Genomic DNA, 12392 nt, shown 5'->3' on the forward strand with positions numbered 1-12392 from the left:
AATAAACCTGCCGCCCCCCGCTGGCGCGCAACCCCCCCCCCCCCCGGCGCCTCGTGCACGCCGTCCGCCCCAAAGCTCGCTCCTACGAAAAGCCCAATGAAAAAGCCGCCCGAGGGCGGCTTTTTCATTCAGTGCACAGTCTGCGCACGGGTCACTCGCGGTAGTCGTCCACCGGTACGCAGGCGCAGAACAGGTTGCGGTCGCCGTAGACGTTGTCCACGCGGTTCACTGCCGGCCAGTACTTGAAGGCGCGGGTGTGCTCGGTCGGGGTCACCGCTTCGGCGATCTGGTAGGGGCGATCCCACAGCCCGGTGACGTCCGCCAGGGTATGCGGCGCGCGCTTGAGCGGGTTGTCCTCGGCCGGCCACTCGCCGGTCTCGACCTTGGCGATCTCCGCGCGGATCGACAGCATCGCCTCGATGAAACGGTCCAGCTCGTGCTTGGATTCGCTCTCGGTGGGCTCCACCATCAGCGTACCGGGCACCGGGAAGGACATGGTCGGCGCGTGGAAGCCGTAGTCCATCAGGCGCTTGGCCACGTCCTCCTCGCTGATCCCGGTCTGCGCCTTGAGCGGGCGCAGGTCAAGGATGCACTCGTGGGCGACGCGCTCGTTGCGGCCGCGATAGAGCACCGGGAAGGCGCCATCGAGCTGCTGGGCCAGGTAGTTGGCGTTGAGGATCGCCACTTCCGTGGCGTCTGCCAGTTGCGGGCCCATCATGGCGATGTACATCCAGCTGATCGGCAGGATGCTCGCACTGCCCCAGGGCGCGGCGCTCACCGCGCCGTTCAGCGGGTTCGGGCCTTCGATGCGGATCACCGGGTGGTTGGCGACGAAGGGCGCGAGGTGCTTCTTCACGCCGATCGGGCCCATGCCCGGGCCGCCGCCGCCGTGGGGAATGCAGAAGGTCTTGTGCAGGTTCATGTGCGACACGTCGGCGCCGATGTCCGCCGGGCGCGCGAGGCCGACCTGGGCGTTGAGGTTCGCGCCGTCCATGTAGACCTGGCCACCGTGGCTGTGGATGACCTCGCAGATTTCGCGGATGCCTTCCTCGTACACGCCGTGGGTCGAGGGGTAGGTGATCATCAGGCAGGACAGTTGCTCGCCGGCTTCGGCCGCCTTGCGCTTCAAGTCCTCCAGGTCGACGTTGCCACCCTTGTCGCACTCGACGATGACCACGCGCATGCTCGCCATGATCGCCGAGGCCGGGTTGGTGCCGTGGGCCGAGGACGGGATCAGGCAGATGTTGCGGTGCGCATCGCCGTGGCTCTCGTGGTACTTGCGGATCGCCAGGAGGCCGGCGTACTCGCCCTGGGCGCCGGAGTTGGGCTGCATGCAGATGGCGTCGAAGCCGGTGATCGCGCAGAGCCAGCTTTCCAGCTCCTCGATCATCAGGCGGTAGCCCTCGGCCTGCTCGCGCGGCACGAAGGGGTGCAGGCTGGCGAATTCCGGCCAGGTGATCGGGATCATCTCGCTGGTGGCGTTGAGCTTCATGGTGCAGGAGCCCAGCGGGATCATCGCCTGGTTCAGTGCCAGGTCCTTGCCCTCGAGCTGGCGCAGGTAGCGCAGCATCTCGGTTTCGCTGTGGTGGCGGTTGAACACCGGGTGGCTCAGGTAGCCGCTGCTGCGCTGCAGGGCGGCGGGGATGCCGTCGGCAACCGCGCCGGCATCGAGCTGGGCGACGTCCAGGCCGTGGCCGGCGCCGAGGACGATGTCGAACAGGCTGGCGAGGGTCTCGGCGCTGGAGGTTTCGTCCAGGCTCACGCCCAGGCGATCTTCGCCGACGATGCGCAGGTTCACGCGGGCGGCGCGGGCGCGCTCGAGGATGGCCTGCTGCTGGGCGCCGACATCCAGGGTCAGGGTGTCGAAGAAATGCTGGTTGACGAGCTTCACGCCCTTGGCGGCGAGGCCCGCGGCCAGCACGGCAGTCAGGCGGTGCACGCGCTGGGCGATGCGCTTGAGGCCCTGCGGGCCGTGATACACGGCGTACAGGCTGGCGATGTTGGCCAGCAGCACCTGCGAGGTACAGACGTTGGAGTTGGCCTTCTCGCGGCGGATGTGCTGCTCGCGGGTCTGCAGGGCCATGCGCAGCGCGGTGTTGCCACGGGCGTCCTTGGACACGCCGATGATGCGGCCGGGCATGGCGCGCTTGTAGTCGTCGCGGCAGGCGAAGAAGGCCGCGTGCGGGCCGCCGTAGCCCATGGGCACGCCGAAGCGCTGGGCGCTGCCCAGCACCACGTCGGCGCCCAGCTCGCCCGGCGGGGTGAGCAGCAGCAGGGCGAGCAGGTCGCTGGCGACGCAGGCAATGGCCTGCTGGGCATGCAGCGCGTCGATCACCGCGCGCAGGTCACGGATCTCGCCACGGGTGTCCGGGTACTGCAGCAGCGCGCCGAACACGGCGTGCTGGCCGAGGTTGTCCACCTCGTCGACCACCACGTCGAAGCCGAAGGCTTCGGCGCGGGTCTGCACCACGGAGATGGTCTGCGGGTGGCAATGCGCGTCGACGAAGAACAGGTTGCTCTTGGCCTTGGCCACGCGCTTGGCCAGGGCCATGGCCTCGGCGGCGGCAGTGGCTTCGTCGAGCAGCGAGGCGCTGGCGAGGTCGAGGCCGGTGAGGTCGATGGTCATCTGCTGGAAGTTCAGCAAGGATTCCAGACGACCCTGGGCGATCTCCGGCTGGTACGGGGTGTAGGCGGTGTACCAGCCCGGGTTCTCCAGCACGTTGCGCAGGATGACGGTCGGGGTCAGGGTGCCGTAGTAGCCGGTGCCGATCAGGCTGGTCCACAGCTCGTTCTTCTGCGCGTAGCCCTTCAGTTTCGCCAGCGCGCCCTGCTCGTCGAGGGCGGTCGGCAGGTCCAGCGGCCGGTTCAGGCGGATCGCCGGCGGCACCGTCTGCACGATCAGGTCGTCGCGGTTGCCGAGCCCGAGGGTGTCGAGCATGGCTTGCTGCTCGGCGGCGTCGGGGCCCAGGTGGCGGGCGAGGAAAGCGTCAGGCTGGTGCAGCTGGGAAAGCGAAGGGGTGTTCGGCATGGCCACGGTCTCGAAAAGTCGGTCCGTAATCGGTCCGTAAAAAAGAACAGGCCCCGACGAATCGAGGCCTGTATTTACAGCAGTGTCTTACGCGTCGGCGTCGCTGGCAGCGCGGTAGCCGGCGGCGTCGAGGAGCTTGTCCAGCTCGGCCGGGTTGCTCGGCTTGAGCTTGAAGAACCAGGAACCGTACGGATCGTTGTTCACTTCCTCGGGGGTGTCGGCCAGCACCTCGTTGACGGCGATGACTTCGCCGCCCACCGGGGCGTAGATGTCAGAGGCGGCTTTCACCGACTCGACCACACCGGCTTCCTGGCCGGCGGCGAGGGTCTTGCCCACTTCCGGCAGTTCGACGAAGACCACGTCGCCCAGGGCTTCCTGGGCATGGTCGGAGATGCCCACGGTCACAGTACCGTCGGCTTCCAGGCGCGCCCACTCGTGGCTGGCGGCGTAACGCAGGTCGGCGGGGATATTGCTCATCTTGTTGTTCCTCGGGGACTGGGCGACGGGCGGCGGTACCGCCCTCTTCTAAGTTAGATCATGCAATTTAGATCAGGGCTTTGCCATGACGCACGAAATTCGGCTGAACGACGCGCACCGGGTACCACTTGCCACGGATTTCCACTTCGGCGCGGTCGCCGGTGGCCGCTGGCACGCGGGCCAGGGCGATGGATTTGCCGAGGGTCGGGGAGAAGCTGCCGCTGGTGATCTCGCCTTCGCCGACGCCGGCGACGCGGACCACCTGGTGGGCGCGCAGCACGCCGCGCTCCTCCAGCACCAGGCCGACCAGCTTGGGCGCATCGCCAGCGGCTTTCTGCGCTTCCAGGGCCTTGCGGCCGACGAAGTCGCGGCCCTCGGGTTCCCAGGCGATGGTCCAGCCCATGTTGGCGGCCAGCGGGGTGACGTCCTCGTCCATGTCCTGGCCGTAGAGGTTCATCCCGGCTTCCAGGCGCAGCGTGTCGCGCGCGCCCAGGCCGGCCGGGGCGATGCCGGCGCCGACCAGGTCGTTGAGGAAGCCTTGCGCCTCGACGGCCGGCAACATGATTTCCAGGCCATCCTCGCCGGTGTAGCCGGTGCGGGCGATGAACCAGTCACCGTCGGCCTTGCCCTGGAAGGGCTTGAGCTCGCGGATCAGCGCGGCGCGCGAAGGGGTGACCAGCTCGGCGGTCTTCTCGCGGGCGTTGGGGCCCTGCACGGCGAGCATGGCGAGGTCCGGGCGTTCGGTCAGGGTGACGTCGAAGCCTTCGGTGTGGGCCTGCATCCAGGCCATGTCCTTGTCGCGGGTGGAGGCGTTGACCACCACGCGATAGCCGTACACGCCGAGGTAGACGATCAGGTCGTCGACCACCCCGCCGCGTTCGTTGAGCATGCCGCTGTACAGCGCCTTGCCCGGAACCTGCAGTCGTTCGACATCGTTGGCCAGGAGTCGCTGCAGGTATTCCTTGGCCTGCGGACCGGTGACGTCGACCACGGTCATGTGGGAAACGTCGAACACGCCGCAATCGCGACGTACCTGGTGGTGCTCTTCGACTTGCGAACCGTAGTGCAACGGCATGTCCCAACCGCCGAAATCGACGATCTTGGCGCCGAGGGCGACGTGCAAATCATAGAGCGGCGTGCGCTGTCCCATGGGTGTTCTCCTTCCGGGCGAGGCGGGTGCGGAGCGCGAGTACGGCCCGCACGAAACGCGCGCATTGTAGTCGCATGGCAGGACTCTGGACAGCTTGTCCGACGGCCGATTCTCAGGGCCGCGAAGAACCGCTCTGGCGCGCGGAGCGACGGATCAGGCCGATCACCGGGAACAGCCCGACCAGCACCAGCGTCAGCGCCGGCAGTGCCGCCCGCGCCCACTCGCCTTCGCTGGTCATCTCGAAGACGCGCACCGCCAGGGTGTCCCAGCCGAACGGGCGCATGAGCAGGGTCGCCGGCATCTCCTTGAGCACGTCGACGAACACCAGCAGCGCGGCGCTCAGCGCACCCGGCAGCAGCAGCGGCAGGTAGACGCGGAAGAACAGTCCGGCGCCGCCGACCCCCAGGCTGCGGGAAGCTTCCGGCAGTGACGGACGAATCCTCGCCAGCGCACCTTCCAGCGGGTTGTAGGCCACCGCCATGAAGCGGATCAGGTAGGCCACCAGCAGCGCGCCGAGGCTGCCCAGCAGCAGCGGCTTGCCGGCGCCGCCCAGGGCGCTGGAGAGCGGGATCACCGCGTGATTGTCGAGCCAGCTGAAGGCCAGCATGATCGCCACCGCCAGCACCGAACCGGGCAGCGCATAGCCCAGGTTGGAAATGCCAACCGCCGAGCGCACTGCCGGCGACGGCGACAGGCGCCGGGCGAAGGCCAGCAGCAGCGCCACGGCCACCGTCAGCACAGCCGCGAAGCCGCCCAGGTAGAGGCTGTGCAGGATCAGCCCCCAGTAGCGCTCGTCGAGGTCGAAGCGGCCCTTCTGCCAGACCCAGACCAGCAGCTGCAGCACCGGGATGACGAAGGCGCAGGCGAACACCAGCAGGCACCAGGCGCTGGCGGCGAAGGCCTTCCAGCCCCGCAGCCGGTACAGCGCCGCGCCGCGCGGGCGCTCGTTGGGCACGCCGCTGCGGCCTCGGCTGTAGCGCTCGCCCAGCAGCACCAGCATGACGAACAGCAACAGCAGGCTGGCCAGCTGGGTGGCGCTGGAGAGGCTGTAGAAGCCGTACCAGGTCTTGTACACGGCGGTGGTGAAGGTATCGAAGTTGAACACCGAGACGGTGCCGAAATCCGCCAGGGTTTCCATGATCGCCAGCGCGAGCCCGGCGCCGATGGCCGGTCGCGCCATGGGCAGGGCGACACGCCAGAACGCGGCCAGAGGCGACAACCCGAGCACCCTGGCCGCTTCCATCAGGCCACGGCCCTGGGCGAGGAAAGCGGTGCGCGCCAGCAGGTAGACGTACGGATAGAAGACCAGCACCAGCACCGTGATCACGCCGCCGGTGGAGCGCACGCGGGGCAGCCGCAGGCCACTGCCGAACCACTCGCGCAGCAGCGTCTGCACGGGGCCGGAGAAGTCCAGCAGGCCGACGAAGACGAACGCCAGCACGTAGGCGGGCACCGCGAAGGGCAGCATCAGCGCCCAGTCCAGCCAGCGTCGGCCGGGGAACTCGCAGAGACTGGTGAGCCAGGCGAGGCTGACACCCAGCACGGTCACGCCGACGCCCACGCCCGCCACCAGCACCAGGGTGTTGCCCAGCAGGCGCGTCATCTGGGTTTCCCACAGGTGCGACCAGATTTCGCTGTCGATCTGGGCCCAGCTCAGCAGCAGGACGCTGATGGGCAGCAGGACCAGGGCGGCGACGGCGAAAGTGATCGGGTACCAGCGGTTGGCGCGCATGCGAGGCGTGTTTCCAGGACATCAGAGGGTGGTGTTCGTGGGAAATGTCGCCAACTATCTGAGCGACATTTCCCTCGTTGAAATCGAATTCGCCCGATCCTCACCCGGCAGGGATAAAGCGCAAGGTACAGCGGTCGAATCGACCACTCTGCCACTGCCGCTCCCGAGGAAAAAGTCCCATGTCGTCACTGAGCCGCCTTTCCGGCCTGCTGCTGTTGCCGCTCTGCAGCCTGTGCCTGGCCGACGAGCCCACGCCCTTCGAATCCTGCCTGGCGATGGCCGTCAGCACGGTCGAAGCCAATCCGCAGCTGCAGGAGCGCTGGCAGAAGACCTGGATCGAGCCGGGCTCGATCCGCGAGGAAACCTACGAAGGTTCAGTGGATGGCAAGCCAGCGAGCAAACGGCTGGTGGCGCAACTGCGCCGGGGCGAGCAATCCGACGGCGAATTCATCTGCCTGCTGAGCGGCGACGGCAAGGCACTCTCCGTCAGCCACTCGGACGATGCCGGCGCCCATTGAGGCGCCGGGAACAGGTCAGTTCCAGCCGGCACGATCCATCAGCCTGATCGCCTCGGCCTGGCGCTTGCCGGCGATTTCCACCGGGATGCTGTCGGCCTTGAATTCCCCCCAGGCCGCCACTTCCTGCGACGGCGCCACCTTCGGGTTGGCCGGGAATTCCTGGTTGATGCCAGCGAACAGCGACTGCGCGTCCGGCCCGGTCATCCACTCCACCAGCTTCTTCGCCGCTTCCGGGTGCGGTGCATGCTTGGTCAGGCCGATGCCCGAAAGGTTGACGTGCACGCCACGGTCGCCCTGGTTCGGCCAGAACAGCTTCACCGGCAGCTGTGGATTGTCCTTGTGCATGCGCCCGAAGTAGTAGGTGTTGACGATGCCGACGTCGCACTGGCCGGCGGCAATGGCCTGCAGCAGCGCGTTGTCGTCGGAGAACACGTCGGTGGCGAGGTTGTTCACCCAGCCCTTGAGGATTTCCTCGGTCTTTTCGGCGCCATGGGTCTCGATCAGGGTCGCGGTCAGCGACTGGTTGTAGACCTTCTTCGCAGTGCGCAGGCACAGGCGGCCTTCCCATTTCGGATCGGCCAGCTCTTCGTAGGTCGACAACTCATCGGGCTTCACCCGCTGGGTCGAATAGGCGATGGTGCGCGCGCGCAGCGACAGGCCGGTCCAGCTGTCGGTGCCGGAGCGGTACTGCGGCGGGATGTTGGCATCCAGGGTCGGCGAGTCGAAGGGCTGCAGGATGCCCATCTTCTCGGCCTGCCAGAGGTTACCGGCGTCGACGGTGAGCAGCAGGTCGGCCGGGGTGTTGGCGCCTTCGGCCTTGATCCGCGCCATCAGCGGCGCTTCCTTGTCGGTGATGAACTTGATCTTCACCCCGGTCTTCTCGGTGTAGGCGTCGAATACCGGCTTGATCAGCTCGTCGATGCGCGAGGAGTAGACCACCACTTCGTCGGCGGCCTGGGCAGTGCTACCGAGGGCGGCCAGCAGGAGGGTGGCGAGAAGACCTTTGCGCACGAGCATGGACTTGTCCTTTGCGGGGAAGATATCCCGCAAATGATAAGGAACCGCATTTGCTACTGAGGCGCGCGTTTGTGTCGGGGTGTTTCGATGGGGTGCGGTGTGGGGTCGCGGGGGGAGTTTGGGTGTGAAGCGAGGGGCCCTCTGCCTAACCCTGGCTGCGCGCCCCGCTCCGAAGGGAGAGGGGACTCTTCGGAGCTAATCGAGACGATGGCGCTCGCCGGCTGACGCTGCGATCTCATCTCATGCCGAATGGCTCCCTCTCCCTTCAGGGAGAGGGCGGGGGAGAGGGTAAGCCCCGCTCGGACTTACCCCGTCAAACCCGCGCCAGCTCCGGCAGATCCCCCGACAGCCCCAGCGCCTGACGCACGAACACGCCCTTGGCCTCATGGTGCTTGTCCACCAGCCGCAGCCCGGCGTTACGCAGCCAGCGCACAGCCAGCGGGTCGGCCTGGAACAGGCGCTGGAAGCCTTCCATCGCCGCCATCATCGCCAGGTTGTGCGGCATACGCCGACGTTCGAAGCGGCTCAGTACCCGTTCCTCGGCGATGTTCTCGCCACGGGCGTGGGCGTGCTCGATGACTTCAGCCAGCACCGCGGCGTCCAGGAACCCCAGGTTCACGCCCTGCCCGGCCAGCGGGTGGATGGTGTGCGCGGCATCGCCGATCAATACCAGCCCCGGCTCCACGTAACGCTTGGCGTGACGCTGGCGCAGCGGGATGCACAGGCGACGGTCGGCATGCTCGACGGCGCCCAGGCGATGTTCGAAAGCCAGGCCCAGGGCCTTGCAGAAGCCCTGGTCGTCCAGCGCCATGAGCTTCTCGGCCTGTTCCGGGGTGGTCGACCAGACGATCGAGCACCAGTGCGCGTCGCCCTCCTTCGCCAGCGGCAGGAAGGCCAATGGGCCGTCGTCGGTGAAGCGCTGCCAGGCGGTGGCCTGGTGCGGCTTCTCGCAGCGCACGCTGGTGACGATGGCGTGATGCAGGTAATCCCACTCTCGGGTGGCGCAGCCGGCCAGGCGGCGCACCGCGGAGTTGGCGCCGTCGGCGGCGACCACCAGCGGCGTGCGAATCTCGCGGCCATCGGCAAGGGTGAGCAGCCAGTCGTCGCCGGAGTGCCGCAGCTGCTCCAGGCGCGCATTGGGCAGCAGGCCGAGGGCCGAGTCGTGCAGGCGCTCCAGCAGAGCATCCTGCACTACGCGGTTCTCGACGATATGCCCGAGCATCTCGGCATGCACGCTGGCGGCGCTGAAGTGGATCTGCCCGGTGCCCGAGCCGTCCCACACCTGCATTTCGCGGTAGGGCTCGGCACGGCGCGCGGCGATGCCGTCCCAGGCGTGCAGGCGCTGGAGGATGCGCCGGCTGGCCTCGGACAGCGCGCTGACGCGCGGCTCGAAGGGGGCTTCACGGTCGAACGGCTTGACGCTCAGCGGCGAGCCATCCAGCAGCAGGATATCCAGCCCGCTGCCTTCCAGGGCGAGGGCCAGCGCGCTGCCGACCATTCCCGCGCCGACTATTACCAGATCCGCGTGCATCGAATTTCCTTGTTGGCTGGGGCGGTCATACCGGCCGGGCGCCCAGGCCCATGGCCTGGCGGGCGAACCAGCGCTTGGCCGGCGGCAGCAGGTCGAGGCCGAGCAGGCCGATGTTGCGGCCGGTGGCGAGCAGCGGCTGGGCGTTGGAGAACAGGCGGGTGACACGGTCGGAGAAGCCGACGGTCATCTGCTGGTCCAGGCGCTGGCCGTCCAGGTAGCGCTGCAGCACGGCGAAATCGCCCGGCGCGGCGTCTTCCTGCAACAGGCGGTCGCCGAGGGCCTTGGCATCGCGCAGCGACAGGTTGAAGCCCTGCCCGGCAATCGGGTGCAGGCTGTGGGCAGCGTTGCCCAGCACGACGAGGTGCGGGCGAATCTGCTCGTCGGCCTCGGTCAGGCTCAGGGGGTAGCCGTAGCGCACGCCGACCTGGCGCAGGGTTCCCAGGCGGTAGCCGAAGGCGTCCTGCAGCTCGGCGAGGAAGGCCGCGTCGGACAGTTCCCGCAGGCGCTCGGCGTCCGGGCCGTTGCGGGTCCAGACCAGCGCGCAGCGGTTTTCCGGCAGCGGCAGAAGAGCCAGCGGGCCGTTCTCGGTGAAGCGTTCGAAGGCCTGTCCGCGGTGGGCTTCGGACGGGCTGATATTGGCGATCAGCGCGGTCTGCCCGTAGGACGAGGAGCGCACGTGGATGCCCAGTTGCTCGCGCAATCCGGAACGGCCGCCGTCGGCCAGCACCGCGAGGTCGCAGTCCAGTTGCGAGTCGTCATCGAGGGTCAGGCGGTAGCCGTCGCCCAACGCGTCCATCCGGCGCACTTCTGCCGGGCAGCGCCAGCTCACCACTTCCGGGTCCAGCGCGCGCCACAGGCACTGGCCGAGCCAGGCGTTCTCCACCACGTAGCCGAGGGCAGGCACACCCTCTTCCACCGCCGTCAGGCGCGCGGAGCCGAAGCGGCCGCGATCGGAGACGTGGATCTGGGTGATCGCCTCGGCGCGCTGCGAGATCTGCTGCCAGAGCCCCAGGCGCTCGTAGATCTGCCGGCTGCCGAAGGACAGCGCCGAGGAGCGCGCGTCGTAGCTGGGCTGGTAGGCATCGCCGGGGGCGAAGGGCTCGATCAGTACGATCTGCCAGCCGCGCGCGCGGGCGCCGGCCTGGAGGATCAGCGCAAGGCTCGCGCCGACGAGTCCGCCACCGATGATGGCCAGTTGCGTACGTTGCATGTCAGGCGGCCTGGGCCTTGGCCTGCGCCATCAGCGCTTCGATCTCGGCGACGGTTTTCGGCACGCCGTTGGTCAGCACTTCGCAGCCGGTCTTCGTCACCACCACGTCGTCCTCGATGCGCACACCGATGCCGCGCCACTTCTTCGGCACGTCGGTGTTGTCCGGGGAGATGTAGATGCCCGGTTCGACGGTCATCGCCATGCCCGGTTCGAGCACGCGCCATTCGCCGCCGACGCGATACTCGCCGACGTCGTGTACGTCCATGCCCAGCCAGTGGCCGGCACGGTGCATGTAGAAGGCCTTGTAGGCTTCGCGCTCGATCAGTTCGTCGACGTCGCCCTTGAGCAGGCCCAGCTCCACCAGGCCGGCGGTGATGACCCGCACGGTGGCCTCGTGGGCTTCGTTCCAGTGACGCCCCGGAGCGATGTAGTCGAAGGCCGCCATGTTGGCGTCCAGCACCAGCTGGTAGATGGCCTTCTGCTCGGGGCTGAAGGTGCCGCTGGCGGGGAAGGTGCGGGTGATGTCGCTGGCGTAGCAGTCGATCTCGCAGCCGGCGTCGATCAGGATCAGGTCGCCGTCCTTGATCTGCGCGTCGTTCTCCCGGTAGTGCAGGATGCAGGCGTTGCGGCCGGTGGCGACGATGGAGCCGTAGGCCGGCATCTTCGCGCCGCCCTGGCGGAAGGCGTATTCCAGCTCGGCTTCCAGATGGTACTCGTAGAGCCCCGGACGGCAGGCCTGCATGGCGCGGATGTGCGCGCCGGCGGAGACTTCCGCGGCGTAGCGCATCACCTTCACCTCGCCCGAGCTCTTGTACAGGCGCTGGTCGTGCAGCAGGTGGTCGAGGGCGACGAATTCGTTCGGCGGCTGCGCCCCCTGGCGCGCCTTGGAGCGGATCACGTTGATCCAGTCCATCAGCCGGCGATCGAACTCCTGGTTGGCGCCCAGCGCGTAGTACACGCGGTCGCGGCCCTCGATCAGGCCGGGGAGGATGTCGTCGATATCGCCGATGGGGAAGGCATCGTCGGCGCCGAAGGTGCCGATGGCGCCGTCCTGGCCGGCGCGCAGGCCGTCCCAGAGCTCACGCTCCGGATCGCGTTCGCGGCAGAACAGCACGTATTCGCCGTGCTCGCGGCCGGGGATCAGCGCCATCACCGCTTCCGGCTCGGGGAAGCCGGTGAGGTACTGGAAGTCGCTGTCCTGGCGGTAGATGTGCTCGACGTCGCGGTTGCGGATGTACATCGGCGCCGCCGGGAGAATGGCGATGCTGTTGGGTTCCATCTGCGCCATCAGCGCCTTGCGACGACGGGCGTATTCCGACTTGGCGATACGGATCATGCGCGACCTCAATGCAGGGAGGGTTTCTCGGCCGGTGCCGGCACCTTGCCGAATTCGGAGAACAGCAGCAGCGGGGCGACGCGCAGGTATTCCTGCACTTCCATATAGTCGGCCTCGCCGTCTTCGGATTCTTCCAGCTGGCCGCCGACCTGGGCGATGGCAGCGATGTCCTGCAGCACTTCGTCGGCTTCGTCGGACAGGCTGGGGGAGCGCAGCGCCAGGCCGAAGCCGGCGAGGAAGCCCTGGCACCACTGGCCCAGGGCCACGGCGCGCTCGGCCAGCGGCACGTCGTCGTTGGGCAGCATCAGCACCACGGCCATCTCGCCCTGGCTGAAGTCCTGCTGGACCATGCCCAGCAGGCCGCCCAGGGCTGCGCCCAGGCGCTCGCCCGGC

At 68.0% G+C, this 12392-nt stretch carries 10 protein-coding genes; 1 reads left to right on the forward strand and 9 read right to left on the reverse strand.

The window, feature by feature from the left end; genetic code table 11:
- Positions 1–151: 151 nt before the first annotated feature.
- From gcvP to ACCC94_RS22530, 4 genes are all read right to left on the reverse strand, one after another.
- Positions 152–3028 carry an aminomethyl-transferring glycine dehydrogenase gene (gene gcvP, locus ACCC94_RS22515; RefSeq protein WP_413351800.1) on the reverse strand — a complete coding sequence of 959 codons (2877 nt, stop codon included), beginning with the start codon at positions 3026–3028 and terminating at the stop codon, positions 152–154.
- 87 nt (positions 3029–3115) lie between these two features.
- Entirely contained in the window at positions 3116–3505 is a 390-nt protein-coding gene (gene gcvH, locus ACCC94_RS22520) for a glycine cleavage system protein GcvH (RefSeq protein WP_184590601.1), read from the reverse strand.
- 67 nt (positions 3506–3572) lie between these two features.
- Entirely contained in the window at positions 3573–4655 is a 1083-nt protein-coding gene (gene gcvT, locus ACCC94_RS22525) for a glycine cleavage system aminomethyltransferase GcvT (RefSeq protein WP_413351802.1), read from the reverse strand.
- 112 nt (positions 4656–4767) lie between these two features.
- Complete coding sequence (locus tag ACCC94_RS22530; RefSeq protein WP_413351804.1) at positions 4768–6387, reverse strand: ABC transporter permease; 1620 nt, start codon at positions 6385–6387, stop codon at positions 4768–4770.
- A gap of 179 nt (positions 6388–6566) precedes the next feature.
- Between ACCC94_RS22530 and ACCC94_RS22535 the strand changes: the two genes are divergently transcribed.
- Positions 6567–6905: a hypothetical protein gene (locus ACCC94_RS22535; protein WP_413351806.1), complete on the forward strand. Its 339-nt coding sequence runs from the start codon at positions 6567–6569 to the stop codon at positions 6903–6905.
- Between the two features lie 15 nt (positions 6906–6920).
- On the opposite strand, the gene ACCC94_RS22540 is transcribed toward ACCC94_RS22535, so the two are convergent.
- The 5 genes from ACCC94_RS22540 to ACCC94_RS22560 form a co-directional block, all read right to left on the reverse strand.
- Complete coding sequence (locus ACCC94_RS22540; RefSeq protein WP_413351807.1) at positions 6921–7922, reverse strand: Fe(3+) ABC transporter substrate-binding protein; 1002 nt, start codon at positions 7920–7922, stop codon at positions 6921–6923.
- 313 nt (positions 7923–8235) lie between these two features.
- Positions 8236–9453 (reverse strand): 2-octaprenyl-3-methyl-6-methoxy-1,4-benzoquinol hydroxylase, encoded by a 1218-nt coding sequence (locus tag ACCC94_RS22545; protein ID WP_413351808.1) that lies wholly within the window; start codon positions 9451–9453, stop codon positions 8236–8238.
- A 25-nt stretch (positions 9454–9478) separates the two neighbouring features.
- Positions 9479–10663 (reverse strand): 2-octaprenyl-6-methoxyphenyl hydroxylase, encoded by a 1185-nt coding sequence (ubiH, locus tag ACCC94_RS22550; protein ID WP_413351810.1) that lies wholly within the window; start codon positions 10661–10663, stop codon positions 9479–9481.
- Position 10664: 1 nt separating this feature from the next.
- Entirely contained in the window at positions 10665–11999 is a 1335-nt protein-coding gene (gene pepP / locus ACCC94_RS22555) for a Xaa-Pro aminopeptidase (protein ID WP_413351811.1), read from the reverse strand.
- An 8-nt stretch (positions 12000–12007) separates the two neighbouring features.
- Positions 12008–12392 (reverse strand): UPF0149 family protein (locus tag ACCC94_RS22560; RefSeq protein ID WP_413351812.1); only part of this gene is annotated, 385 nt, incomplete at its 5' end.

It is taken from the genome of Pseudomonas sp. Pseusp97 (genome assembly GCF_047304025.1).
Taxonomy (GTDB): Bacteria; Pseudomonadota; Gammaproteobacteria; order Pseudomonadales; family Pseudomonadaceae; genus Pseudomonas.